This window comes from Serratia sp. CY71090 (assembly GCF_052166845.1).
Lineage (GTDB): Bacteria > Pseudomonadota > Gammaproteobacteria > Enterobacterales > Enterobacteriaceae > Serratia > Serratia nematodiphila.
The window spans coordinates 138461-161782 of sequence record NZ_JBJNOA010000003.1 but is presented as its reverse complement, the minus strand read 5'-3'; the positions used below and the strand labels follow the sequence as shown (position 1 = coordinate 161782).

General features: G+C 63.5%; 24 protein-coding genes. 14 read left to right on the top strand and 10 right to left on the bottom strand.

Features of this window, described 5'->3' with window-relative positions; genetic code table 11:
* Positions 1 to 16 precede the first annotated feature (16 nt).
* Entirely contained in the window at positions 17 to 928 is a 912-nt protein-coding gene (locus ACJ8OK_RS07080) for a LysR family transcriptional regulator (RefSeq protein ID WP_015377126.1), read from the top strand.
* Here the strand turns inward: ACJ8OK_RS07080 and ACJ8OK_RS07075 are convergent.
* From ACJ8OK_RS07075 to ACJ8OK_RS07060, 4 genes are all read right to left on the bottom strand, one after another.
* Positions 916 to 1092: a hypothetical protein gene (locus tag ACJ8OK_RS07075; protein ID WP_004939348.1), complete on the bottom strand. Its 177-nt coding sequence runs from the start codon at positions 1090 to 1092 to the stop codon at positions 916 to 918. The genes ACJ8OK_RS07080 and ACJ8OK_RS07075 overlap by 13 nt on opposite strands.
* A gap of 103 nt (positions 1093 to 1195) precedes the next feature.
* Positions 1196 to 2119 (bottom strand): drug/metabolite exporter YedA, encoded by a 924-nt coding sequence (gene yedA, locus ACJ8OK_RS07070; protein WP_015377127.1) that lies wholly within the window; start codon positions 2117 to 2119, stop codon positions 1196 to 1198.
* A 108-nt stretch (positions 2120 to 2227) separates the two neighbouring features.
* Entirely contained in the window at positions 2228 to 2722 is a 495-nt protein-coding gene (locus tag ACJ8OK_RS07065) for a DUF2878 domain-containing protein (RefSeq protein ID WP_015377128.1), read from the bottom strand.
* 175 nt (positions 2723 to 2897) lie between these two features.
* The gene (locus tag ACJ8OK_RS07060) at positions 2898 to 3551 is read right to left on the bottom strand and encodes a helix-turn-helix transcriptional regulator (protein ID WP_015377129.1); all 654 of its coding nucleotides are present in this window, start codon (positions 3549 to 3551) and stop codon (positions 2898 to 2900) included.
* Positions 3552 to 3654: 103 nt separating this feature from the next.
* Between ACJ8OK_RS07060 and ACJ8OK_RS07055 the strand changes: the two genes are divergently transcribed.
* From ACJ8OK_RS07055 to ACJ8OK_RS07045, 3 genes are all read left to right on the top strand, one after another.
* A complete protein-coding gene (locus ACJ8OK_RS07055; RefSeq protein WP_048322505.1) occupies positions 3655 to 5109 on the top strand; it encodes an MFS transporter in 1455 nt (484 codons plus the stop codon).
* A 135-nt stretch (positions 5110 to 5244) separates the two neighbouring features.
* On the top strand, positions 5245 to 5814 hold the full coding sequence (locus tag ACJ8OK_RS07050) for a helix-turn-helix domain-containing protein (RefSeq protein ID WP_015377131.1): 570 nt from the start codon (positions 5245 to 5247) through the stop codon (positions 5812 to 5814).
* A 2-nt stretch (positions 5815 to 5816) separates the two neighbouring features.
* Positions 5817 to 6335 (top strand): GNAT family N-acetyltransferase, encoded by a 519-nt coding sequence (locus tag ACJ8OK_RS07045; RefSeq protein WP_004939331.1) that lies wholly within the window; start codon positions 5817 to 5819, stop codon positions 6333 to 6335.
* 3 nt (positions 6336 to 6338) lie between these two features.
* On the opposite strand, the gene ACJ8OK_RS07040 is transcribed toward ACJ8OK_RS07045, so the two are convergent.
* The 3 genes from ACJ8OK_RS07040 to ompC form a co-directional block, all read right to left on the bottom strand.
* The gene (locus ACJ8OK_RS07040; protein WP_118892302.1) at positions 6339 to 7169 is read right to left on the bottom strand and encodes a 5'-nucleotidase, lipoprotein e(P4) family; all 831 of its coding nucleotides are present in this window, start codon (positions 7167 to 7169) and stop codon (positions 6339 to 6341) included.
* A 17-nt stretch (positions 7170 to 7186) separates the two neighbouring features.
* The gene (locus tag ACJ8OK_RS07035; protein WP_118892301.1) at positions 7187 to 8038 is read right to left on the bottom strand and encodes a GNAT family N-acetyltransferase; all 852 of its coding nucleotides are present in this window, start codon (positions 8036 to 8038) and stop codon (positions 7187 to 7189) included.
* A 179-nt stretch (positions 8039 to 8217) separates the two neighbouring features.
* Positions 8218 to 9315: a porin OmpC gene (gene ompC / locus ACJ8OK_RS07030; RefSeq protein WP_442530474.1), complete on the bottom strand. Its 1098-nt coding sequence runs from the start codon at positions 9313 to 9315 to the stop codon at positions 8218 to 8220.
* 241 nt (positions 9316 to 9556) lie between these two features.
* Between ompC and ACJ8OK_RS07025 the strand changes: the two genes are divergently transcribed.
* From ACJ8OK_RS07025 to dinG, 4 genes are all read left to right on the top strand, one after another.
* The gene (locus tag ACJ8OK_RS07025; RefSeq protein WP_015377134.1) at positions 9557 to 10213 is read left to right on the top strand and encodes a glutathione S-transferase family protein; all 657 of its coding nucleotides are present in this window, start codon (positions 9557 to 9559) and stop codon (positions 10211 to 10213) included.
* A gap of 124 nt (positions 10214 to 10337) precedes the next feature.
* Positions 10338 to 10670: a carboxymuconolactone decarboxylase family protein gene (locus ACJ8OK_RS07020; protein WP_442530473.1), complete on the top strand. Its 333-nt coding sequence runs from the start codon at positions 10338 to 10340 to the stop codon at positions 10668 to 10670.
* On the top strand, positions 10660 to 11052 hold the full coding sequence (locus ACJ8OK_RS07015; RefSeq protein ID WP_021503923.1) for a tautomerase family protein: 393 nt from the start codon (positions 10660 to 10662) through the stop codon (positions 11050 to 11052). The genes ACJ8OK_RS07020 and ACJ8OK_RS07015 overlap by 11 nt, the downstream gene beginning before the upstream one ends.
* Positions 11053 to 11118: 66 nt before the next feature.
* Positions 11119 to 13317, top strand: a complete 2199-nt coding sequence (dinG, locus tag ACJ8OK_RS07010) for an ATP-dependent DNA helicase DinG (RefSeq protein ID WP_015377137.1) — start codon at positions 11119 to 11121, stop codon at positions 13315 to 13317.
* Here the strand turns inward: dinG and ACJ8OK_RS07005 are convergent, their stop codons facing one another.
* A complete protein-coding gene (locus ACJ8OK_RS07005) occupies positions 13318 to 13752 on the bottom strand; it encodes an Lrp/AsnC family transcriptional regulator (protein WP_004939311.1) in 435 nt (144 codons plus the stop codon).
* Positions 13753 to 13888: 136 nt separating this feature from the next.
* Between ACJ8OK_RS07005 and ACJ8OK_RS07000 the strand changes: the two genes are divergently transcribed.
* Complete coding sequence (locus tag ACJ8OK_RS07000; protein ID WP_004939309.1) at positions 13889 to 14797, top strand: DMT family transporter; 909 nt, start codon at positions 13889 to 13891, stop codon at positions 14795 to 14797.
* 3 nt (positions 14798 to 14800) lie between these two features.
* On the opposite strand, the gene prpR is transcribed toward ACJ8OK_RS07000, so the two are convergent.
* A complete protein-coding gene (prpR, locus tag ACJ8OK_RS06995) occupies positions 14801 to 16387 on the bottom strand; it encodes a propionate catabolism operon regulatory protein PrpR (RefSeq protein ID WP_442530472.1) in 1587 nt (528 codons plus the stop codon).
* A gap of 244 nt (positions 16388 to 16631) precedes the next feature.
* Between prpR and prpB the strand changes: the two genes are divergently transcribed.
* The 4 genes from prpB to ACJ8OK_RS06975 all read left to right on the top strand — a co-directional run bounded on the left by prpB (position 16632) and on the right by ACJ8OK_RS06975 (position 20930).
* Positions 16632 to 17522, top strand: a complete 891-nt coding sequence (prpB, locus tag ACJ8OK_RS06990; RefSeq protein ID WP_015377140.1) for a methylisocitrate lyase — start codon at positions 16632 to 16634, stop codon at positions 17520 to 17522.
* Between the two features lie 33 nt (positions 17523 to 17555).
* Positions 17556 to 18719, top strand: a complete 1164-nt coding sequence (gene prpC, locus ACJ8OK_RS06985; protein WP_015377141.1) for a bifunctional 2-methylcitrate synthase/citrate synthase — start codon at positions 17556 to 17558, stop codon at positions 18717 to 18719.
* 50 nt (positions 18720 to 18769) lie between these two features.
* The gene (locus ACJ8OK_RS06980) at positions 18770 to 20221 is read left to right on the top strand and encodes a bifunctional 2-methylcitrate dehydratase/aconitate hydratase (RefSeq protein ID WP_004939290.1); all 1452 of its coding nucleotides are present in this window, start codon (positions 18770 to 18772) and stop codon (positions 20219 to 20221) included.
* Positions 20222 to 20300: 79 nt separating this feature from the next.
* Positions 20301 to 20930, top strand: a complete 630-nt coding sequence (locus tag ACJ8OK_RS06975) for a LysE family translocator (protein WP_025302070.1) — start codon at positions 20301 to 20303, stop codon at positions 20928 to 20930.
* Here the strand turns inward: ACJ8OK_RS06975 and ACJ8OK_RS06970 are convergent.
* Positions 20927 to 21772, bottom strand: a complete 846-nt coding sequence (locus tag ACJ8OK_RS06970) for a helix-turn-helix transcriptional regulator (RefSeq protein ID WP_033633769.1) — start codon at positions 21770 to 21772, stop codon at positions 20927 to 20929. The genes ACJ8OK_RS06975 and ACJ8OK_RS06970 overlap by 4 nt on opposite strands.
* A 99-nt stretch (positions 21773 to 21871) precedes the next feature.
* Here ACJ8OK_RS06970 and ACJ8OK_RS06965 point away from each other — a divergent pair, with 99 nt between their 5' ends.
* Positions 21872 to 23296, top strand: a complete 1425-nt coding sequence (locus ACJ8OK_RS06965) for an MFS transporter (protein WP_033640935.1) — start codon at positions 21872 to 21874, stop codon at positions 23294 to 23296.
* Positions 23297 to 23322: the final 26 nt, after the last annotated feature.

Genomic DNA, 23322 nt, shown 5'->3' with positions numbered 1-23322 from the left:
AAAAGAGAGGGAGCAGATGACCTCATTTGTCGATCTCGAGGTGTTTGTCCGCACGGTGGACGGCGGCAGTTTTTCCGCCGCGGCGCGCGCGCTGGATATCACTCCGGCGGCGGCCAGCATTGCGGTGAAAAGGCTGGAGCAGCAGTTGGGCGCGCGGCTGCTGGTGCGCTCCACCCGCAGCCTGAGGTTAACGGAGGAGGGGGCGCGCTATCTCGACAGCGCGCGCCTGGCGCTGGGGGCGTTGGCCGAAGGAGAGCAGGCGATCCGCGAGAAGCATCAGGGGCTGTCCGGAGTGCTGCAGATTTCCGCGCCGTCGGATTTTGGCCGCAATCTGCTGCTCGGCTGGCTGGACGAGTTTCGGCAACAGCATCCCCACATTCAGCTGCAGCTTCTGATCAACGATCGGCAGGCGGATCTGTTCCGCGAACCGGTGGATGTGGCGTTGCGTTTCGGGCCGCTGGCCGACTCTTCGCTGGTGGCGCTGCCGATCCTGCCGCAGCATCGGCGGCTGATCTGCGCCAGCCCGGATTATCTGCGGCGGCATGGCGCGCCGCAAACGCCGGCCGATCTGGTTCGGCACAGCATTCTGGTGTATCAGCCCAGCGGCAAACGGCAGGTGGAATGGCGGCTGTGGCGCGGTGAGGAGCTGGTCGAGCTGCCGCTGAACGGCAGCTATTTTACCGATGACGGTGAGGTGGCGCGGCGCTGGGCGCTGGCCGGGCACGGCGTGGTGCGCAAGTCGGCGATCGACGTGGCGGCGGATATTCGCGCCGGGCGGTTGGTGCAGCTGTTGCCGGAATGGCGCAGCGACGCGGTGCCGATCAATCTGGTCTGCCCGCATCGTTCGCAGGTGTCGGAGCGCGTCAGGCAACTGCAGCGCTTTTTACAGCAGCGCTGCCAGCGCTGGATGGACGATCACTTGGCCTGAAGGGTTTCGGTTTGCGCCGGCGTAGCGGCGGTATCCCCGGCAGGCGCGCTTTCTTCGTGCGGGGTGGTGGAACGGGTGTAGATGTTCAGCCCGGCGAGGAATACGCCGCCCAGAGAACCGAAGGCGCACAGGGCGATGACGATGACGAACGCTTTTTTCAGCATAGGAATAATTTCGCAGGTTGCTTGGAACAGCGGGAATTATAGCCCCTTCGCCGGGTGAAACAAGAATCGTTTTTAACGGCGGCCCGCAGACCGCCCTTTGTGATCACCGCCGTTCGCAGTCGATGGCCTGCACGTTGGCCGGGCGGGCGAACAGGTATTTTCCCAGCGTCACCAGCACCACCGCCGCCACGATGATCACCAGCGCCAGCCACTCGCGCGGCGCCAGCGATTCGCCGGCAAAACCGATGCCGAGCAGCACCGCCACCACCGGATTGACGTAGGCGTAACTGGTGGCGACCGCCGGGCGCACGTTCTTCAACAAGAACATATAGGCGCTGATCGCCAGCATCGAACCGAAGACGATCAGATAGCCCAGCGCCAGAAAGCCGCCGGTGCTCGGCATCTGAGTGAGGCGCTCGCCGCTCAGCTGGCTGGCTGCCAATAACACCACGCCGGCGACCAGCATCTCCGCCGCGCCGGCCATCGGCCCGGCCGGCAGCGAGATGCGCGATCCCAACACCGATCCGAAGGCCCAGCTGGCCGAAGCCAGCAAAATCAGCAGCGCGCCGGTCGGGTTGCCCACCAGGTTGTTGCCGGTGTTGAGCAGCACGATGCCCACCAACCCGAGCGCGATGCCGGCCCATTCCAGTTTGGTGTTGCGCATGCCCCACAGCAGGCTGAAGCAGAGGGTGAACAGCGGCACCGTCGCCACCATCACCGCGGCAATGCCGGAGGGCACATGTTGGTGTTCCGCCACCGTCACCAGGCCGTTGCCCACCGCCAGCAGCAGAATGCCGATGGCGCCGGCGGCCAGCCACTGCTTCAGCGTCGGCAGGGCGTGGCCGCGCCAGGCCAGGAAACTGAACAGCACGATACCGGCTGTCAGAAAGCGAATGCCGGCCATCATTAGCGGCGGCCACTGCGCGACGCCGAGGCGAATGACGAAATAGGTGGAACCCCAAACGATATATAACGTGAACAACGCCCCGATCAACGGCAGGACGCTACGGCTTTGTTGGCTAAGCATAGGATTGTATTTTGCGGGAATGATTATTATTAGAACGCTCAGTAAACCCGATCGGGCAACCGATAAGCAATGGCCTTCGGCATTATTTTTCCGGCGGCTGAAAGCCGTTCAATGGCCTTGCTGTTTCCACTGCAGCCAGCTGACGGCCGGCAGGTAAATCGACCAGCCGACGGCCAGCAGCAGCAGCATGAACTCGGGCGGCACGCCGGGCAACAAGGCGTCCAGCTTCCAGGACACGGCGTAGGCGAAGGGGCCGACGGCGGCGCCCAACACCGCCAGCGGCCAGGGGGCCGCTCTGACCACGTCCAGCAACCAATACCACCAGCAGCCGAAGCCGATCCACAGCGCGATGGTCCAGAGCGGCAGGCCGTGTTGCCCGCTGTAGTGCAGCACGCCGCTGTAGCTCCACAGCCCATCCATGCCGATACCGCCCAGGGCGGCCAGGGCCGCGCCTTTGCGGCGGGCGGCAGGGGTAAAGATCAGCGCCAGCGCCGCGCCGGCCAGCAGTATGCCGTTGAGCCGATCGCGAGTCAGCAGCGCCAGCAGCCAGCAAACGCCCAGTCCCAGCGTCGCCAGCCAGAATCCGGCATGCGGCTTCTTCATCGTTCAACTCCCGTGGGGTTACTCTGCCGCTGCGCTAAGCGCCGACGGATTTGCCAGAGCGGGCGCGAGGCCCGCTGTTTGCCTGAATGTTCGTTAGTTCAACCTTAGAAGGGAAGGTGCGGGGTGCACAAGCAGAATAATCTGTACCGGTTGAAAACGTGGGCAAAAACCGGTGTTACAGGCGGGAAATCCGGTAGGCGCAGCGGCGCGAGCCGGCCAGAATGTGTTCGGCGCGCTCCACCTGCGCCTGCAGCACTTCGGTGAAGATGCTTAATTCCGCCCGGCAGAAGCCCTGGCAGACGGTGGCGGCGGCGCAGATCGGGCAGTGGTTTTCCACCAGCAGATAGGAACCGTCCTCCTCCTGGCGCCATTCGGCCATATACCCTTCGCGGCAGCGGATCTCGGTCAGGCGCGCCACGCGTTCGCGCAGCTCGGTGGCGCCGATCATCGCCTGCTTGTAGTTGATGCGGTTTTCCTGCTCGCGGGTCTCGATCAGCACGTCGATCGCCTGTTCGCCCAACTTGTCGCGCACGGTGCGCAGCAGCTGCACCGTCAGATCCGCATGGGTATCGGGAAAGCGCGCGTTCCCGGCAGAGGTCAAATGCCACAGCTGCACCGGGCGGCCCACGCCGCGCGTTTCCGCCACCGCTTCGACCAACCCCTCTTTCGCCAGCTTGACGAACTGCTGGCGTGCCGCCTCACCGGTGGTGCCGAGCACTTTTCCTGCGTCAGAAGCTAGCTGCGGGCCGCGGGTTTTCAATAACGTCAGCAAGCGGTCACTGACCGATTGTGCGGTGCTGCCGCTATTTTCCAAGTTTATTCTTGACATATTTCTCCGCCTCGCCCTAACTTATTCCAAGATAACTCTTGTTAAATTTAACGCAATCTTATGACCAACTCAATGCCATTCCTCTGAAAACAGGACGACAACCGTGATAACCCATGACGACAGCCGCTGGAGCGACCTTTTCTCCGGCAAAAATGCGGCCAGTGCGATCGCGCTTTCGCTCGGCGTGGCGCTGCATGCCATCAATATTCTGGTCGCCACCACCATTCTGCCCTCGGTGGTGCAGGATATCGGCGGGCTGGATCTCTATGCCTGGAACACTACGCTGTTCGTGGTGGCGTCGATCCTCGGCTCCGCGCTGTCGGCCCGCTTGCTCAGCGGTTACGGCGCGCGTAGCGCCTATCTGGTGGCTTCGCTGTTCTTTATCGTCGGGGCGGCGCTGTGCGCGCTGGCGCCGAGCATGCCGGTGATGTTGATCGGCCGCACGGTGCAGGGCTTCGGCGGCGGGCTGATCTTTGCGCTCTCCTACGCGATGATCAACCTGGTGTTCGAGCAGCGATTGTGGCCGCGCGCCATGGCGCTTATCTCGGCGATGTGGGGCATCGCCACCCTGGTGGGGCCGGCAGTGGGCGGCATTTTTGCCGAGCTGCACGCCTGGCGTTGGGCCTTCGGCATTCTGCTGCCGATCATGGCGCTGTACGCTGCGTTTACCTTCCTGATCCTGCCCAAAGGCAAGGCGCAGCAGGCGGCCGCGCCGTTGCCGACTGCGCAACTGCTGTTGCTGACCGTGGCGGTGCTGGTGGTGTCCGCCGGCAGCCTGGCGCACAGCGTCTGGATCAATCTGGCGGGCATCGCGCTTTCGCTGGTGCTGATGGCCTGGCTGATGAAGCGCGAGGCGCACGCACGCGCGCGCCTGTTGCCGCATGGCTCGCTGCGGCGCGGCTCATCGCTGGCGGCGCTCTATATTACGGTCTCGTTGCTGGTGATCGGCATGACCAGCGAAATCTTCGTGCCCTATTTCCTGCAGCTGTTGCACGGCCAGTCGCCACTGATCTCCGGCTATATCGCCGCCACCATGGCCGCCGGTTGGACGTTGTCCGAAATCCTCAGCTCCGGCTGGCGCGGGGCGGGCATTCGCCGGGCGATCGTCAGCGGGCCGCTGTTCGTGCTGGTGGGCCTGCTGGCGCTGGCGATCCTGATGCCGACGCCCTCCGGCGGTGACTGGCAGGCGCTGACGCCGATCGTTATCGCATTGTCGCTGGTAGGGTTCGGCATCGGCTTCGGTTGGCCGCATCTGCTGACGCGCATTTTGCAGGTGGCGCCTGAAGCGGACAAAGATATCGCCGGCGCTTCAATTACCACGGTGCAGCTGTTCGCCACCGCATTCGGCGCGGCGCTGGCCGGGATGATCGCCAATCTGGCGGGGCTGAACGATCCGGGCGGCGCGGCGGGCGCGGCATCGGCGGCGCGTTGGCTGTTCCTGGCGTTCGCGCTGGCGCCGCTGCTGGCGGTATTCAGCGCCTGGCGCTGCGCGGTGATCGCGCCGCCGGGCGCCGAGACGGGCAATTTTGTACAAACTCCGCCCTCGCGCGAGTGCTAGAACGCTTCTCCTCATTCGGCGATGTTTGCGGTGATCCTGGCGTTCTTCCTGCGCGATATTTTTTAAAATCCGCTTGCTATATCTCTAATTTGAGATTATTTCTCTTATATGGGATTTTCAAGCGGAGTGTGAGCGGTGGATAACGGTTTGGAGACTGCCGACCTGAGGTTGGCGCAGCGGCTGGCGGATTTGCGCCAGCAGCGGGCGTGGTCGCTGGAGGAATTGGCGCAGCGCACCGGTCTTAGCCGGGCGACGCTCTCGCGGGTGGAGCGTGCCGAGACCAGCCCGACGGCGTCGTTGCTGAACCGGCTGTGCGCCGCCTACGGGTTGACCATGTCGCGCCTGTTGAGCGAAATCGAAGACGAGCCGCCGGAGCTGCTGCGGCCGCAGCAGCAACCGGTTTGGGTCGATCGCGCCAGCGGTTTTCACCGTCGCTCCGTTTCCCCACCCGCCGCGCTGTATAAGGCCGAGTTTATCGAAGCCCGGCTTGATGCCGGCGCGCAGATCGATTACGACCTGCCGTCGATTCCGGCGCTGGAACATCACCTCTGGTTGCTGTCCGGGCAGTTGGAATTGACCCTGGAAGGGCGCGTTTTCCGGCTGTCGGCCGGCGACTGCCTGCGCTACCGCCTGTTCGGCGCCTCCCGTTTCCATGTCCCCGGCGATGAGCCGGCTCATTACACGCTCGTTATCTGTAGGCCATAGCCATGATTGAATTGCAACAGTGGGATGCCGCTGCGGCGCAAAGCGCCATTGCCGACTTGGCCGAGATGCTGCACGCCAGCGTGGCGCACGGCGCCAGCATCGGTTTTGTCATGCCCTTTACGCAGGAACAGGCGCAGGCATTTTGGCAGGGGGTGCTGCCGGCTCTGGCGCGGGGAGAGCGTGCGATGCTGGTGGCGCTCGCGAACGGCCGACCGGTCGGCACCGTGCAACTGCTGCTGGCGATGCCGGACAACGGCCGCCACCGCGCGGAAGTGGTCAAGCTGATGGTGCACCCGCAGGCGCGGCGGCAGGGCGTTGCCCGGCTGTTGATGCAGGAAGTGCAGGCGCTGGCGGCGCGTCATCGCCGCAGCCTGTTGGTGCTGGACACCCTGAGCGGCAGCGCGGCGCAGGGGCTGTACCGCCAATTGGGGTTCGAGGCGGCGGGCGACATCCCGCAATACGCCCGCGCCAGCGACGGCGGGGCGTTGGAGGCCACCTGCTATATGTACAAACTGCTGTGAGGCTTAGCGCCCGCGCCAGGCCTTGAGCGCCTGTTGGCGCACCTGCAGCTTCTGTTGCGGCGTCAGCTTGTTGTAGTCGCGAGCCAGGCCGCTCTCCCAATCGCCGTACAGCGGGTTGGGCAGCACGATGAATTCGGTGCCGAATTTGTTCTGGTTCTCGCTGACAAACGCTCGGCGCTGCGCATTATCCTGGTGGTAGGTCGCGGCGCCGAAGTCGTTCAGGTTGTCGCCCGCGTACACCACGATGTCATAGCCGGCTTGTTTGATGGCGTCGAAGCGCGCCTGCTTATTGGACGTGTCGGTACTGAGCAAGACGGTTTTTTCCGACATGCCGGTGAAACCGAGCTTCTGCATGTTGGCCACCGTGGCGGCATATTCGCTCTGTTTGCGGTTCGAGACGTAGAACATCGTCCCCTGGTGGGCGTTAACGTAACGGGCGAACGACACTGCCCCCGGCACCGCGCCGGCCTGTTCGGCCTGCGTCCATTGGGCCCAGGTGGCGCCGTCATACGGCTGGCCCTGCTGCGCCTGCCAGGCGGAGTAGGGGCTGTTGTCCAGCATGGTTTCATCCAGATCGACCACCACCGCCTTTTTGCGGCCCGGCGCGGCCCTGGCCCGATCGAAGGCGCGTTGCGCGCTGTTGAACGCTTGGTGGGCCAGCGCCTGGTATTCACCGGACTGTTGGAACCAGTTCACCGCCAGCACCGACTGATCCGCCAGCCGCTGCTGGGCCTGGGCGTCGGTGTGCGGCGGCTGCGCGCAACCGGCCAACGCCAGCAGCGCGACGCCAACCGCCGCGCCGAGGGTGAGTTTCCTTGCCTGTTTTCCTGCCATCGTTATCTCTCCCGGTTTTATTTTTGTGGGCTGTCCAGCAGCATATCCATCTCGAACTGGCGCAGAGGATCCTGCCGCCAGCCAAGATGCGTAAAGAAGGGGGCGGCCACCTCGGGCACAAAAACGTTGGCGGTCAGCGGCAAAGGGGCGAACTGCGCTTGCAGGGCGGCCAGCAAGGCGCGGGCATGCCCCTGGCCGCGGTGCTGCGGCGGCACGTAGATCAGGCGCAGCCAGCAGTGCTCGGCGCCGGGCATCACCACGGCGTAGGCCTGACGATTGAGCGTATAGGCTTGCGGTGTGCCTGGCAGCTTGAACAGCGATTCGGGAGCGATCAACCAGGGCAGATCGGTGGCGCCTTCCGCCGTCAGGCGATGGCTGACGGTCAGCGGATCGACCGCCTGCAGCGCCGCCGTGCCTGGCGGCACTTCCGCCGGCGCCTGATGGCCGGTCAGGGTGCGCACGATGCGCAGCCCGGCGCGGTGGTACAGCGCCAGCGCGGCGTCGTTGCCTTCGATCACCTCCAACGACAGCCGCCGATCGCCGCGCTGGCGGGCATCCGCCACCAGCCGCTGCATCAGCGCCTTGCCCAGCCCCTGGCCGCGCATCTCCGGGCGCACGGAAAAGGCCGCCACCCGGCTTTGACGCCCGCGGCGGGCGATCAGCGCCACCGCCACCGGTTCATGGCGGTGAGTGACGATCAGGCTGTCGTTCAGGCTGAGGTCTTCGGCGCTGAAGCGGGCGGCGAAGGTCGGCCCGTCGAGCACGAAACGCACGATGTAGTTTTCAAAACAGTGGTTGAGGATGTTGGCCAGTTCGTCGCTACTGTAGCGCAAGGCGTTGTGGTAGTCGAAGCGTCCGTCGTTATGCATGGCTGATTCCGCTCGGGGGAAAGCTATACATGTAGACCCGTTTGTTTTGCAAGGCAAGCGGAGGGATTCGCCGGCGGGGAAAATAAAAACAAAAAAGCCGGACGCAGCCGCCCGGCGAAATAAAACTCTGGGTATCAAGTGACGCTAAAGTTTGCAGTGGTGGTTATTCATTCATCACATCAGAACTGGTAGGTCAGGGCGACAACAACGACGTCGTCGTTTTTCAGACCCAGCTTGTTGTCGTCATCAAGCTGGTTGATTTTATATTCGACATAAGTGGACATGTTTTTGTTGAAGTAATAGGTCGCCGCCACGTCGAAATATTTCACCAGATCGACGTCGCCGATGCCTTCAATATCTTTGCCTTTCTGCTGAACGTAACCCAGCGATGGGCGCAGGCCGAAGTCGAATTGATATTGCGCGACCAATTCAATCCCTTCCGCTTTATTGGCGAAGCCGCTAACGGAGGTCGAGTTATTATTGATGGTAGCGGTGCCGGAAATAGGCGCGATATTGCGGCTCTGCGAATAAGTCGCGGCCAGGTAGACATTGTTGTTGTCGTATTTCAGACCGCCAGTCCAGATATCGGCCTTGTCGCCTTTACCGAAGGTGCCCGCCTTTTGCGTGGCGGTGCGGTTGGAAGAGGCATAGGCGGCGCCCACGCTCAGGCCGTCGATGATTTCATAGCTGGAGGAGAGACCCCAGCCGTCGCCGTTTGCCTTGCTGGCGGAGCGGCCGTCGTTTTCGTTCTTGCCCTGGTACTGCACGGCAAATTTCAGGCCGTCAACCAGACCGAAGAAGTTGTTATTACGGTAGGTGGCGACGCCATTGGTACGGCCGTTCATAAAGTTGTCGGTCTTGATATAAGCATCGTCGCCGAATTCAGGGATCATATCCGTCCAGGCGCCTACGTCGTAAATGATACCGTAGTTGCGACCGTAGTCGAAGGAGCCGAGGTCCTTATATTTCAGACCGGCGAAGCCCAGACGCGTTTTGGTGTCTTTGGTGCCGTCGGATTCAGAATGGTTGGCGGCGATCTGATATTCCCACTGGCCATAGCCGGTCAGCATATCGTTAATCTGAGTCGCGCCTTTAAAGCCGATACGGACGTAAGTTTTATCACCATCATTGCCTGCATCATCAGAGAAATAATGCAGGGCTTTCACACGGCCGTAAAAATCGAGTTTGTTGCCGTCTTTATTGTAGATTTCTGCTGCCTGTGCCGCTTGCGCAAGTAAAAGTGCCGGAATAATAACGGCCAGAAGATTACGTTTCATGGGTTACCCTGCTTTATTCGATTGAAAGACGCTTATCATCAGTTGCATTGCTGTTTTACTGTGCCGCCTGATTGTTGGCGGCGGAGAATTTTTACCGTAGTAATGTGATCTATTTATGACAAAAAATTCATTTTCATGTCGAACGATAAAAAAAGTCGCGCAAAGGGTGAATTTTTTCTTCAGCCGATGGTCTGCGGCTGGTCTACAGTTACCGATACCTTGTTCCGCTGCGGGAGGAATCATGCACGATACTTATACTTTGTTCGGTACGCAGGGCTGCGGTTCGACCATCGTGGCCGCCGCGTTGGCGTTGACTGCTTTCCCCTGGGGCTATGAGGAGGTGGATTACACGCAGGACGGCCCGGAACGCGATCGCCTGTTGGCGCTGAACCCGCTGGGTCAGGTGCCCACCTTAGTGCTGCCCAATGACGAAGTGATGACGGAGAGTGCGGCGATTATCCTGCTGCTGCACGATCGCGCGCCGCATGCCGAGCTGGCGCCGCCCGGCGGTTCGCCGCTGTTGCCGCGTTTTCTGCGCTGGCTGCTGTTCATCAACGCGGAGATTTACCCCACCTTCACCTATGCCGACCATCCGCAGCGCTGGCAGCCGCAGGCGGCAGGGGCGGAACAGCTGAAAAACGCGGTAATGGATTATCGTGAGCGTTTATTGCGGCAGTTGAACGCCGCCGCAGGGGCGTCTGGCCCGTGGTTTCTCGGCAAGAGCTTCAGCGCGTTGGATCTGTACGTGGCGGTAATGTGCAACTGGCGGCCGGGCCGCGCGTGGTTCCGGCAACACTGCCCGCGGCTTTACGCCATTGCCGAACGGGTGGAGCGGCGGCCGGAGCTGAATGCGCTGCTGAGCGCCCATTTCGACGGCGTTGCCTCGCTGGAACCGTGAAATCGCCCCGCCGCCCGGCGGGGAACCATCCCGTTTTTCTGAACTGAGAGTGCCGAAAATCCCGATTTTCACTCGCCTCGGCGGCGGGTAGCGTAAGGCTATCCGCAACTGACAGGAGAGTGTGATGCCATCAAAATTCCAGGCCGGGCAACAGGCGTTCGGCGATATCGCCCCCAAGCTGGCGCAGCTCAGCGACAGCGTCTTGTTTGACGATGTTTGGCAGCGGCCAGAGCTGAGCCCGCGCGAGCGCAGCCTGATCACCGTCGCCGCGCTGGTGGCGCTCAACCGCGTGGAACAGCTGCCGTTTCACCTGCAGCTGGCGCAGCGCAACGGCGTCGATCGCCCGCAATTGGCGGAGCTCATCACCCACCTGGCGTTTTACGCCGGCTGGCCCGCGGCGGCGTCGGCCGTGGCGCGCCTGCGCGAGCTGGAACCGGAGGCGCCCCATGCCGTTTAGCCGCATCGCCCTGCATCAGGGCAAGTCCGCCGACTATCTGCAAACCTTGTCCGACAGCCTGCATCAGGCGCTGGTGGAGGCCTTCGAGGTGCCGCCGGCGGACAGGTTTCAGGCGATCGATCAATACCGCCCCGGTGAGCTTATCTACGATCGCGACTATCTCGGCGGGCCGCGCAGCGCGGATTTCGTGCTGTTTTACATCACCGCCGGGCGGCCGCGCGACAGCGACACCAAGCGGCGCTTCTACGGGCGGCTGGCGGCGCTGCTGGCGGAAAACCTGCGGCTGAACCCCGAGGATGTGATGGTGGTGATCGCCACCACCCAGCGGGACGAGTGGTCATTCGGCGGCGGGCGCGCCTCAATGATCGATCCGCAGACGTAACTCGGGCTGACGTCGCCGGCGGTCTGTGGGACAATAGCGCCATCATTTCGTTTAGATAAGAGTTGAATGGCGCTCTCCTCCGCAGTTAAAGATCAGATTGGCCAGTGGTACAAAGCCCTGCAGCAGCAAATACCGGATTTTATTTCCCGCGCGCCCCAGCGCCAGATGATCGCCGAGGTGGCCAAGACGCTGGCCGGCGACTACCCGCGCCATCTGGCGATCGAGGCGCCGACCGGCGTCGGCAAAACGCTGTCTTACCTGATCCCGGGCATCGCCGTCGGGCGGGCGGAGAGCAAGCCGCTGGTGGTGAGCACCGCCAACGTGGCGCTGCAGGATCAGATTTACAGCAAGGATTTGCCGCTGCTGAAGAAGATTATCCCCGATCTGAAATTTACCGGCGCCTTTGGCCGCGGGCGTTACGTCTGCCCGCGCAACCTGGCGGCGATGAGCACCGACGTCAGTCAACAGGGCGATCTGACGCTGTTCCTCGACGACGAGCTGGCGCCGTCCAGCGGCGAAGAGCAGGCGCTGTGCCAGAAACTGACCAAGGCGCTGGCCCGCTTTGAGTGGGATGGGCTGCGCGATCACTATCAGCAGAGCATCGACGATCCGCTGTGGGCCAAGCTGAGCACCGACAAGGCCAACTGCCTGGGGCGCAACTGTCACTACATTCGCGAATGCCCGTTCTATATCGCCCGCAAAGAGATCGAGAGCGCCGACGTGGTGGTGGCCAACCACGCGCTGGTGATGGCGGCGCTGGAGACGGAATCGGTGCTGCCGAACCCGAAAGAGTTGCTGCTGGTGCTGGACGAAGGCCACCATTTGCCGGAGGTGGCGCGCGACGCGCTGGAGATCGACGGCGAAATCACTGCGCTGTCGACCAACCTGCAGCTGGACATGATCGTGCGCCAGGTCGAACAGTGCATGACGCAGTACCGGCCGAAGAATCCGCCGGGGCTGGCCAACAGCGAACGGCTGAAAAACCATTGCGAGGAGCTGCGCGAACTGGTGCAGATCTTCGAGCATCAGGTCAGCGCCTACCTGCCCGGCGACAGCGTGGCCGCCGAGCACCGTTTTGAAATGGGAGAGCTGCCGGCGGAGATGGTGGAGAGCTGCGCGCGGCTGTTTAAACTGACCGATGCATTGCGCGGGCTGGCGGAGTTCGTGCTTAACGATCTTACTGAGCAGACCGGCAAGCACGACATCATGCGCCTGCACCGCGCCATCCTGCAGATGAGCCGCACGCTGGGCTATCTGGAAGCGATGAGCAAGCTGTGGCGGCTGGCGGCGCTCGACAAGTCGTCCAACGCGCCGATCTCCAAATGGGTCACGCGCGAACTGCGCGATAACGTCACCCATCTGTATTTGCACTGCGTCGGCATCCGCGTCAGCGATCAGCTGGAGAAGCTGCTGTGGCGCAAGGTGCCGCACGTGGTGGTCACCTCGGCCACGCTGCGTTCACTGAACAGCTTCGCGCGTTTGCAGGAGATGAGCGGGCTGAGCGAGAAGGCCGGCGATCGCTTCGAAACGCTCTCTTCGCCGTTCAATCACGTCGAACAGGGCAAGATTGTTATTCCGCAGATGCGCTATGAACCGGCGCTCGCCAATGAGGCGGAGCACCTCGAGGAGATGGCGCGGTTTTTCCGCGCCGAGCAGGCGAGCGGCAAGCACAAAGGCATGCTGATCCTGTTCAGCAGCCATCGGGCGATGCAGACTTTCCTCAGCTACGTGACCGATCTGCGGCTGATGCTGCTGGTGCAGGGTGACCAGCCGCGCTACCGGCTGGTGGAAGAGCACCGCAAGCGGGTGGAGAAGGGCGTCGCCAGCGTGCTGGTGGGGCTGCAATCGTTCGCCGAAGGGCTGGATTTGAAAGGCGAACTGTTGACCCAGGTGCATATTCACAAAATCGCGTTCCCGCCGATCGACAGCCCGGTGATCATCACCGAAGGCGAGTGGCTGAAATCGCTGAAGCGCTATCCGTTCGAAGTGCAGAGCCTGCCGAGCGCCTCGTTCAATCTGATCCAGCAGGTCGGCCGTCTGATCCGCAGCAACCAATGCTACGGCGAGATCGTGATCTACGATCGCCGGTTGCTGACCAAAAATTACGGTTCGCGGCTGTTGGCGTCGCTGCCGGTGTTCCCGATCGAGCAGCGCGCGGTGCCGGAGGCCGACAAGGCGCATCTGGCGGCGCTGAAATCCGCCGCCGACGCGGCCAAAAAAGAGAAGAAGCGCGGCAACCCGTTCGCCCGCAAGCGGCGGCGTTAATCAGAGCAGCGGCGGCAGGCGGCGCTTGACCGGCGTGGTTTTCACGATCGAGGTGTTGCTCTGCGCATGCTCGGCCAGCCGATCGAGGGTGTGGTCGAGCTGTTCCATCGAGTGCGCCACCAGCCGCACGATAAAGCAGTCTTCGCCGGTCACCTTATCGCATTCGACCACTTCCGGGATCGCCTGAATCAGCTGCTCGACCTTCTTCAGCATGCCCGGCAGCGGCTTGATGCGCACCAGCGACTCGAAGGCGTAGCCCACCGCCTGCAGATTGACGTTCAGGGTATAGCCCTGGATCACGCCGCTTTCCTCCAGCCGCCGCAGTCTTTCCGACGTGCTCGGCGACGACAGGCCCACCTGCGCGCTCAGCGTCTTCAACGATGCGCGCGCATCGTCCGCCAGAATGGTCAGGATTTGGCGATCGATATCATCCATAACGCCTCCGTTAGGTATTTTATTTATTATAGCTGCGAGAAAAAGGCAGTTAAGCATATCTGCCTTTTTTATGCTATGGAAAGCCGCCCAGCGAAGCCGCAAGCTATGTCTCTGGGCAAGCTTCGAGGAACGCAGAATGAATGCAGAGATAAAACGCGGATCGCTGGAGATGGCGGCGGCGATGTTGATTTCCGGCTCCATCGGCTGGTTTGTGTTGATGTCCGGCCAGCCGGTTATCAACGTGGTGTTTTGGCGCTGCGCGGTAGGCGCGCTGGTGCTGCTGGCGGTGTGCGGCGTATTGGGGCAGCTGCGGCGCGATGCGCTGACGCGCGCCACGCTGCTGCTGGCGATCGCCGGCGGCGTCGCGCTGGTGATCAACTGGCTGCTGCTGTTCGCCGCCTATTCCTATGCGTCTATCTCCATCGCCACCGCGGTGTACAACACCCAGCCGTTTATGCTGGTGGGACTGGGGGCGCTGTTTCTGGGGGAACGGCTGACCGCTCGCAAGCTGCTGTGGCTGGGGCTGGCGTTCGGCGGCATGATGCTGGTGGTGCTGGCGCAGCCGCGGCAGGCGGGGGAGCAGAGTCATTATCTGGCGGGCATCGCGCTGGCACTCGGCGCGGCGTTTTTCTACGCCCTGATGGCGCTGGCGGCCAAGCGGCTGAAGGGCACGCCGCCGCATCTTATTGCGCTGATCCAGGTGACGGTGGGGGCGGTGATGCTGTTGCCGCTGGTGGATTTCCACGTTTCGGCCAGCGTGGGGCAGTGGGGGATGCTGGCGACGCTCGGCGTGCTGCACACCGGCCTGATGTACGTGTTGATGTACGGCGCCCTGCAGAAGCTGCCCACCAATCTGATCGGCTCGCTGTCGTTCATCTACCCGATCGCCGCTATGCTGGTGGATCGCCTGGCGTTTGGCCACCGGCTGTCTGTGTGGCAGCTGCTGGGCGCGGCGATCATCCTGCTGGCGGCGGCGGGCATGAACCTGCTGGGCGAGCGGCGAGCGCGGCTGCTGCCGGCCTCGGACGGCCGGCGCGCCGGCTGATGCTCAGCGCGGTTTTTTCAGCCGGCGCCATAAAGTGGTGCGGCTGATCCCGAGCAACCGGGCGGCAGCGGCGTGGTCGCCTCCACACCGCGCCAGGGCTTCGTGGGCGGAGACGGGCGCCGCCTGCGTCTCGGGCGGCGAGACCGTCGCCAGCTCCGGCAGCAGCCACTGCAGGGTCTCGCCGCTCGGCGCAGCGCCGGTGCTCAGCATCAGCGCCACCCGCTCCATCATGTTGCGCAGCTCGCGCAGGTTGCCGGGCCAGGCGTAATGACTCAGCGCGGCGTAGCAGCCGGCCAGGGTGGCGCGCAGCGGCTCCGTCAGCGGCACGTCGAGCGCCGCCAGCGACTGTTTCAGAAAGTGTTCCGCCAGCATCGCAATATCGTCGCCGCGCGCCCGCAATGGCGGCAGCTGCAGCCGCAGGGCGCTCAGGCGGTAAAACAGATCGGCGCGAAAATCGCCCTGTTGAATCGCCTGCTCCAGGCGATTGTGGGTGGCGCTGATAACGCGAAAATCGACCTTTACCGGCTGTTGCCCGCCGACTCGGGTGATGGTTTTCTCTTCCAGCGCCCGCAGCAGCCGGGTTTGCAGGTGCAGCGGCATTTCGCCGATCTCATCCAGAAACAGGGTGCCGCCGTTGGCGGTTTCCAGCAGCCCGCGTCGGCCGCCGCGCCGTGAGCCGGTGAAGGCGCCTTCCTCATAGCCGAACAGTTCCGCCTCCAGCAGCGATTCGGCGATGGCGCCGCAGTTGATGGCGACGAACGGCGGCGTCGCGCCGCGCCGGGAAAAGTATTCGCGGTGGATCGCCTGCGCCGCCAGCTCTTTGCCGGTGCCGGTTTCGCCTTCGATCAACACCGCCGCCGGCGATCGGGCGTACAGCATGATGGTGCGCCGCGTCTGCTCCATCTGCGGGGAATCGCCCTGTAAATCGCTCAGTCCATAGCGCGGCTGCAGGGTATTGCGCGCGGCGTAGTCGCCGCCGCGTTTGGCGCCGCCCAGCATCAGGCGCGTCACGTCCAGCGCGTCGCTGAAGGCGGCGCGCAGGGTGGCGGCGGAATAGAGAAAAATGGCGGTGAGCCCGGCCTCTTCCGCCAGATCGCTGATGAGGCCGGCGCCGACCACGGCCTGAATGCCGGCGGCTTTCAGCTCGGCGATCTGGCCGCGCGCGTCCTCTTCGGTGACGTAGCTGCGCTGCTCCAGCGGCAGATCGAAGGTTTGCTGGAACTCCAGCAGCGCGGGCAGGGGCGTTTTGTAGGTGATGACGCCGATTCGATCGGCGGTTCTGCGCGCCTTGCTTAGCGCCTGCAGCAGGTCGAAGCCGCCGGGCTTGACCAAAATGACCGGCACCGACAGGCGGCTTTTCAGGTAGGCGCCGTTGGAGCCGGCGGCGATGATGGCGTCGCAAGGCTCGGTCGCCAGGCGATCGCGAATATGCTGCACCGCCTCCTCGAAGCCGAGACGGATCGGGGTGATGGTCGCCAGATGGTCGAACTCGAGACTGATATCCCGGAACAGATCGAACAGGCGGGTGATGGAGACGGTCCAGATCACCGGTTTGTCAGGCGTGCGGGACGGCGTGATGTGATCGCTCATGGTAGGTTACCGAATGAAAGTGGCTGCAGTAGGTGTAGTCTTGTTTCAGTCATGTTTCAAACATGCCGCGTGAAACAGCGATTGAAACGTTAACTGAAACGTTTTTTATCGCTTGGTCTGCCCAATGGCGACGCGAATTTTATAACTCACTTATTTTTATCGCTTTTAATTTTTTCCCCGCCAAAGTGCAACCTGGCCCGCCCCTTGCTCTGTCTGTTCCATCTAGCTAATCGGAGAGAACGTCATGACGCTGCGCTCACCCGGGCTCGCCTTTCGTCAGGCCCTGAGTAAAGAGAAACCCCTGCAAATCGCCGGCGCGATCAACGCCAACCATGCCCTGCTGGCCCAGCGGGCGGGGTTCCAGGCCATCTATCTTTCCGGCGGCGGCGTGGCGGCCGGTTCGCTGGGGCTGCCGGATCTGGGCATTTCGACGCTGGACGATGTGTTGACCGATATTCGCCGCATCACCGACGTCTGCCCGCTGCCGCTGCTGGTGGATGTCGACAGCGGTTTCGGCGCATCGGCGTTCAACGTCGCCCGTACGGTGCGCGCGGTGAGCAAGGCCGGGGCGGCGGCGCTGCATATCGAAGATCAGGTTGGCGCCAAGCGCTGCGGCCATCGGCCCAATAAGGCCATCGTCTCCACCGAAGAGATGGTGGATCGCATCAAGGCGGCGGTGGATGCGCGCAGCGATCCGGACTTCGTGATCATGGCGCGCACCGATGCGCTGGCGGTGGAGGGGCTGGAGGCGGCCATCGAGCGCGCTCAGGCTTACGTGGCGGCCGGGGCCGACATGCTGTTTCCGGAGGCGATCACCGAGCTGGGCATGTACCGCCGCTTCGCCGAAGCGACGCAGGTGCCGATCCTCGCCAACATCACCGAATTCGGCGCGACGCCGCTGTTCACCACCGACGAGCTGCGCAGCGCCCGGGTGGATATGGCGCTGTATCCGCTGTCGGCCTTTCGGGCGATGAACCGGGCGGCGGAGCGGGTGTACCGCGCCCTGCGCGAGGAGGGCACGCAGAAAAGCGTCATCGACACCATGCAGACCCGCAACGAGCTGTACGAAAGCATCAACTACTATTTGTTCGAAGAGAAACTCGACGCTCTGTTCGCTCGCCAGCGCGACGAATAAGCGCCATTCACGCAGAAGCCAAATGAGGACAGTATGAGCCAAGCGATCCCCCCGCAAAGCCCGACTGGCGTTAAGCCGAAAAAATCCGTGGCGTTATCCGGCGTGCCCGCCGGGAATACCGCGCTGTGTTCCGTAGGACGCAGCGGCAACGATCTGCACTATCGCGGTTACGACATTCTCGATCTCGCGCGCCACTGCGAGTTTGAAGAGGTCGCCCATCTGCTGATCCACGGCAAGTTGCCCAACCGCGACGAACTTCATGCCTACAAGCAGCGGCTCAAAGCGCTGCGCGGCCTGCCCGCCAGCGTGCGCACGGTGCTGGAGGCGCTGCCGGCGGCGTCTCACCCGATGGACGTGATGCGCACCGGCGTTTCGGCCCTCGGCTGCACCCTGCCGGAAAAAGAACAGCACGGCGCAGCCGGCGCGCGCGACATCGCCGATCGGCTGCTGGCGTCGTTGGGATCGATGTTGCTCTATTGGTATCACTACAGCCACAACGGCGAGCGCATTCAGCCGGAGACCGACGACGATTCCATCGGCGGCCACTTCCTGCATCTGCTGCACGGCGCAGCGCCTTCCGCCAGCTGGGAGCAGGCCATGCATGCGTCACTGATCCTGTACGCCGAGCATGAGTTCAACGCCTCGACCTTCGCCGGCCGGGTGATCGCCGGCACCGGATCCGACGTCTATTCGGCGATCGTCGGCGCCATTGGCGCGCTGCGCGGGCCGAAGCACGGCGGCGCCAACGAGGTGTCGCTGGAGATCCAGCAACGCTATGAAACGCCGGACGAAGCGGAAGCCGACATTCGCCGCCGCATCGACAACAAAGAGGTGGTGATCGGCTTCGGGCACCCGGTGTACACCGTCTCCGATCCGCGCCATCAGGTGATCAAAGAGATCGCGCTGCGCCTGTCGCAGGAAGCGGGCGCGATGAAGCTGTATGACATCGCCGACCGGCTGGAAAGCGTGATGCGCGACACCAAAAACATGTTCCCCAACCTCGACTGGTTCTCGGCGGTGTCTTACCACCAGCTGGGGGTGCCTACCGAAATGTTCACGCCGCTGTTTGTCATGGCGCGGGTGAGCGGCTGGTCGGCGCACATCATCGAGCAACGGCAGGACAACAAAATCATTCGCCCGTCCGCCAACTATACCGGGCCGGAAGCGCGGGCGTTCGTACCGCTGGATCAGCGCTGAGCGCCGATCGTTATCGTGTCGTTTTCACTATGGAGCCTTTGGGGATCATGATGCTTGAGTCTGCCAACACCGGCCGTCCGCCGTTCGATCGCGAGATGGTCGATATCGTCGATTATGTGATGAAAGAGGCCGTCGATACCCCGGCGGCGTACCGCACCGCCCACTATTGCCTGCTCGATACCCTCGGCTGCGGGCTGGAGGCGCTGAGCTACCCGGCCTGCAAGAAACTGATGGGGCCGGTGGTGCCGGGCGCCGAGGTGCTGAACGGCAGTCGGGTGCCGGGCACCCGTTTCCAGCTGGATCCGGTTCAGGCGGCGTTCAATATCGGCGCCATGATCCGCTGGCTCGATTTCAACGACACCTGGCTGGCGGCGGAGTGGGGCCACCCGTCGGACAACCTGGGCGGGATCCTGGCGGTGGCCGACTGGCTCTCGCGTCAGGCGGTGGCGGCGGGCAAAGCGCCGCTGACCATGCGGCAGGTGCTGATCGCCATGATTAAGGCGCACGAGATCCAGGGCTGCCTGGCGCTGGAAAACGCCTTCAACCGGGTGGGGTTGGATCACGTGCTGCTGGTTAAGGTGGCGTCCACCGCGGTGGTGGCGCAGCTGCTCGGCCTGAGCCGCGAGGCGATCCTGAACGCGGTGTCGCTGGCGTGGGTGGACGGGCAGTCGCTGCGCACTTATCGCCATGCGCCGAACGCCGGCACCCGCAAATCCTGGGCGGCGGGGGATGCGACCGCGCGCGCAGTGCGGCTGGCGCTGATGGCCGCCACCGGCGAGATGGGCTATCCCTCGGCGCTCACGGCGCCGACCTGGGGGTTCTACGACGTCTCGTTCAACGGCGAACCTTTCCGCTTCCAGCGGCCGTACGGCGCGTATGTGATGGAGAATGTGCTGTTTAAAATTTCGTTCCCGGCGGAGTTCCATGCCCAGACCGCCGTGGAGGCGGCCATGACGCTGCACCGCCAGATGCAGGCCGCCGGCAAAACCGCCGCCGATATCGCCAGGGTGAGCATCCGCACCCACGAGGCCTGCCTGCGCATTATCGACAAGCAAGGGCCGCTGGATAACCCGGCGGATCGCGATCACTGCATTCAGTATATGGTGGCGATCCCGCTGCTGTTCGGCCGGCTGACGGCGGCCGATTACGAGGATCGGGTGGCCGAGGATCCGCGCATCGACGCATTGCGCGGCAAGATCCACTGCCATGAAGATCCCGCCTTCACGCGCGATTATCACGATCCGGAAAAACGCTCGATCGCCAATGCGCTGACGGTGGAGTTCACCGACGGCAGCCGCCTGGATGAGGTGGCGGTGGAGTACCCTATCGGCCATGCGCGGCGGCGCGAAGCGGGCATCCCGCTGCTGATCGAGAAGTTCAAAACCAATCTGGCGCGCCAGTTCCCGGCCCTGCAGCAGCAGCGCATTCTCGAGGTGTCGCTGGATCGGCAGCGGCTGGCGCAGATGCCGGTCAACGAGTACCTCGATTTGTGGGTGATCTGACGCGAGCGGCGCTGACAAGCCACGTCGGCGTCGCTATGATGGAGGCTCCATCCCCGTCCGTCTTCTTATCAGGTGATTCATGATTGATGCCGCAACGCTGTTGTTGTTTTCCGGCGCCTGCGTGGCGCTGGCGCTGACCCCCGGCCCGGATATGCTGCTGATCGCTTCGCGCAGCGTCAGCCAGGGGCGGCGCGCCGGTTTCGCTTCGCTGGCGGGCATTCAGCTCGGCACTTACTGCCACGCGCTGGCGGCGGCGCTGGGGTTGTCGCAACTGTTCGTCGCGGTGCCGCTGGCTTACGATGCGGTGAGAATGTTGGGCGCGGCCTATCTGCTCTATCTGGCGTGGAAAACGCTGCGATCCGGCAGCAGTCTGCAGGCTTCCGCCGGGTTGCAGGCGGTGCCGACCGCGCGCATTTTCCGTCAGGGATTGTTCACCAACATCCTCAACCCGAAGATGGCGCTGTTCGTGCTGGCGCTGTTTCCGCAGTTTATCGATCCGCGCGCCGGCTCGGTGGTAGTGCAGATGCTGGCGCTGGCGACGGTGCTGAATCTGGTCGGCTTGCTGATTAACGGCGGGGTGATCCTGGCGGTCAGCGGCATGAAAAGCCGTTTCGCCGGCCGTCGCTTCAGCGCCCGCTGGCCGAACTACCTGCTGAGCGGCGTGTTCGCCGGGCTGGCCTGTAAACTCATTTTCGACAGCCGTCGTTAATCCTCGCGCAGCAGCGCTTCAAACGCCGCGCTGGCCGGTTCGTCCGGCAGCGCGCTGTACATCACCAGCCGCAGATGGTTCTCTTCGTCGACGATGAAAGAGGCGTGGTCAAAGGTGACCGGGCCGATCTCCGGGAGGGTGAAGCTGCGCCGCCCCTGGCAACGTCCGTGAATATCATGCTGCCGCCAGAGCTGGCGGAACTGCGGCGATACCTGCTCCAGCGCCTGTACCCGTTGGCGCATCACCTCATCCTCCGGCGCACGGGCGTAGTCGCGGCGGAAGCTGGCCAGGATTTGCGGCGCCTGCGCCCGCCACTCCAGCAGGCGCGCATTGAGCTGCGGATCGGCAAACAGCATCCACAACATGTTGCGCTCTTGCGCCGGGCGCTCGCCGATGGCGAACAGACGCTGCGCCGCCGGATTCCAGGCGATGATGTCCCAACTGAGGTTCATGACGTAGGCCGGCCGCAGCGTCAGGTCGTCCAGCAGGCGCCGCACCAACGGCGAAACCTGGCACCACTGATGGCCGACCGGCACCGGCGGGCGCTGATGCGCCAATAAAAACAGGTGGTAGCGGCCGGCGGCATCGAGCTGCAGCACCCGCGCCAGATTTTCCAAAAACGTCACCGACGCATTGATTTCCCTGCCTTGCTCCAGCCAGGTGTACCAGGTGAGGCCGACGCCGGCCAGCGCCGCCACCTCCTCGCGCCGCAAGCCCGGCGTGCGGCGGCGGCTGCCGCTGCCGCTCGGCAAGCCGACTGCCTCCGGCGACAGTTGTTCTCGCTTTTGCCGCAGAAAATCCCCCAGTTCGTGGCGGGTGCGTTCGAGGGTGCGTGGGGGCATGTCGGCCGTCCTGTTGCTGTCAGTAATAGTATAAATGGCTATATAGTAACAGTTTAAACGCTATTCCATACTGCGACCATCATAATCTCTGGAGGTGGTATGGAACATTCATTATCTGTTGAACGGCGGGGATTGCCCGGCCTGCCGGTGCTGCTGTTGGGCGGCTTCGTCACGGTGTTCGATCTGTTTGTGGTCAACGTGGCGGCGCCGGTGATCCAGCAACAGTTCGCCGCCGATTTCGCCGGTATCGGTTTGATCGTCGCCGGTTATGAACTGGCGTTTGGGGTGCTGTTGATCGCCGGTGGGCGTCTGGGCGATCGCTTCGGGCGTCGGCGTCTGTTCAGCCTCGGCATGCTGGGATTCACGCTGAGTTCCCTGTTGTGCGGACTGGCGGGATCGCTCAGCCTGCTGATCGCCGCGCGTATCCTGCAGGGGGCGGCGGCGGCGCTGTTGTTCCCGCAAATTTACGCCTTGATGCGGGTGCTGTACGCGCCGCAACAGCGGCGGCGTGCTTTCGCCTGGCTGGGCATGACACTGGGGTTGGCGGCAATCTTCGGCCAGATCCTCGGCGGATTTATCATCGAGGCCAACCTGTTCGGCAGCGGCTGGCGCATGATCTTTTTGATCAATTTGCCTATCGGCGCGCTGGCGCTGTGGGCGGCGCGGCGCATTCCCGAATCGCGAGTGGCGCAGGCGCAGCGGCTGGACGGCGTCGGCCTGTGGCTGGCGGCGGCCGGCCTGTCGCTGTTGCTGCTGCCGTTGCTGGAAGGCCCGGCGCGCGGTTGGCCGTGGTGGATCGCGCCGATGTTGGCATTGGCGTTGCTGACGCTGTGGGGCTTCCTGCGTTGGGAGCGCCGCCTGGCGCAGCGCGGTGATGATGCGGTGCTCGATCCGGCGCTGTTCCGCCAGGCGGGCTTCGCGCCGGGCATGGCGGTGGTGCTGGCGATTTATGCCACCGCCTCCTCGTTTTTCTTGTGCTTCGCGCTGCTGCTGCAGGCGGGGGCGGGGCTGACGCCTTTTCAGGCGGGCAGCCTGTTCGCCCCGGCCAGCGCGGCCTTTATGCTGGCCTCGATGCTGGCGCCCCGGCTGACGTTGCGTTGGGGCAACGGCGTGCTGAGCGCGGGCGTGGCGATTTACGCCGCCGGGTTGGCGCTATTGATGGCGCAGGCGCTGTGGGGCGGGGCGCTGGCGCATCCGCTGCGGCTGCTGCCGGGGTTGGTGGTGTTGGGATTCGGCCAGGCGTTGAGCATGACGCCGCTGCTGAATCTGGTGCTCGGTTTGGCGCCGGAGCGGCAGGCGGGCATGGCGGCGGGTCTGGTGGCCACCGTGCAGCAGGTGGGGGGCGCGCTGGGTATCGTGGTCAGCGGCGTCGGTTTTGTGCCGCTGTTGGCGAGCGGCGGCGCGGCGGAACGCTATGCCCAGGCCTTTGCCGGCGCGATGCTCTGTAATTTGGTGGCGATGGGCGTCGCCCTGATCTTGTTAAACCGGATCACTCGAAATACTCAGAAAGCGGATCTTAAGTAGGCCGCCGGCGGGTGCTTTACTGTCGA

What these genes read in the sequence shown, in the direction of transcription:
- ACJ8OK_RS07015 (WP_021503923.1), top strand. Translation starts at nt 10,660, where the DNA reads ATGCCGTTTAGCCGCATCGCCCTGCATCAGGGCAAGTCCGCCGACTAT.
- ACJ8OK_RS07075 (WP_004939348.1), bottom strand. Translation starts at nt 1,092, where the DNA reads ATGCTGAAAAAAGCGTTCGTCATCGTCATCGCCCTGTGCGCCTTCGGT.
- prpB (WP_015377140.1), top strand. Translation starts at nt 16,632, where the DNA reads ATGACGCTGCGCTCACCCGGGCTCGCCTTTCGTCAGGCCCTGAGTAAA.
- ACJ8OK_RS07035 (WP_118892301.1), bottom strand. Translation starts at nt 8,038, where the DNA reads ATGCATAACGACGGACGCTTCGACTACCACAACGCCTTGCGCTACAGT.
- ACJ8OK_RS07080 (WP_015377126.1), top strand. Translation starts at nt 17, where the DNA reads ATGACCTCATTTGTCGATCTCGAGGTGTTTGTCCGCACGGTGGACGGC.
- yedA (WP_015377127.1), bottom strand. Translation starts at nt 2,119, where the DNA reads ATGCTTAGCCAACAAAGCCGTAGCGTCCTGCCGTTGATCGGGGCGTTG.
- ACJ8OK_RS06970 (WP_033633769.1), bottom strand. Translation starts at nt 21,772, where the DNA reads ATGCCCCCACGCACCCTCGAACGCACCCGCCACGAACTGGGGGATTTT.
- ACJ8OK_RS07020 (WP_442530473.1), top strand. Translation starts at nt 10,338, where the DNA reads ATGCCATCAAAATTCCAGGCCGGGCAACAGGCGTTCGGCGATATCGCC.
- ACJ8OK_RS07000 (WP_004939309.1), top strand. Translation starts at nt 13,889, where the DNA reads ATGAATGCAGAGATAAAACGCGGATCGCTGGAGATGGCGGCGGCGATG.
- ACJ8OK_RS06980 (WP_004939290.1), top strand. Translation starts at nt 18,770, where the DNA reads ATGCTTGAGTCTGCCAACACCGGCCGTCCGCCGTTCGATCGCGAGATG.
- ACJ8OK_RS07025 (WP_015377134.1), top strand. Translation starts at nt 9,557, where the DNA reads ATGCACGATACTTATACTTTGTTCGGTACGCAGGGCTGCGGTTCGACC.
- ACJ8OK_RS07040 (WP_118892302.1), bottom strand. Translation starts at nt 7,169, where the DNA reads ATGGCAGGAAAACAGGCAAGGAAACTCACCCTCGGCGCGGCGGTTGGC.
- ACJ8OK_RS07005 (WP_004939311.1), bottom strand. Translation starts at nt 13,752, where the DNA reads ATGGATGATATCGATCGCCAAATCCTGACCATTCTGGCGGACGATGCG.
- ACJ8OK_RS07065 (WP_015377128.1), bottom strand. Translation starts at nt 2,722, where the DNA reads ATGAAGAAGCCGCATGCCGGATTCTGGCTGGCGACGCTGGGACTGGGC.
- prpC (WP_015377141.1), top strand. Translation starts at nt 17,556, where the DNA reads ATGAGCCAAGCGATCCCCCCGCAAAGCCCGACTGGCGTTAAGCCGAAA.
- dinG (WP_015377137.1), top strand. Translation starts at nt 11,119, where the DNA reads ATGGCGCTCTCCTCCGCAGTTAAAGATCAGATTGGCCAGTGGTACAAA.
- ACJ8OK_RS07045 (WP_004939331.1), top strand. Translation starts at nt 5,817, where the DNA reads ATGATTGAATTGCAACAGTGGGATGCCGCTGCGGCGCAAAGCGCCATT.
- ACJ8OK_RS06975 (WP_025302070.1), top strand. Translation starts at nt 20,301, where the DNA reads ATGATTGATGCCGCAACGCTGTTGTTGTTTTCCGGCGCCTGCGTGGCG.
- ACJ8OK_RS06965 (WP_033640935.1), top strand. Translation starts at nt 21,872, where the DNA reads ATGGAACATTCATTATCTGTTGAACGGCGGGGATTGCCCGGCCTGCCG.
- prpR (WP_442530472.1), bottom strand. Translation starts at nt 16,387, where the DNA reads ATGAGCGATCACATCACGCCGTCCCGCACGCCTGACAAACCGGTGATC.
- ompC (WP_442530474.1), bottom strand. Translation starts at nt 9,315, where the DNA reads ATGAAACGTAATCTTCTGGCCGTTATTATTCCGGCACTTTTACTTGCG.
- ACJ8OK_RS07060 (WP_015377129.1), bottom strand. Translation starts at nt 3,551, where the DNA reads ATGTCAAGAATAAACTTGGAAAATAGCGGCAGCACCGCACAATCGGTC.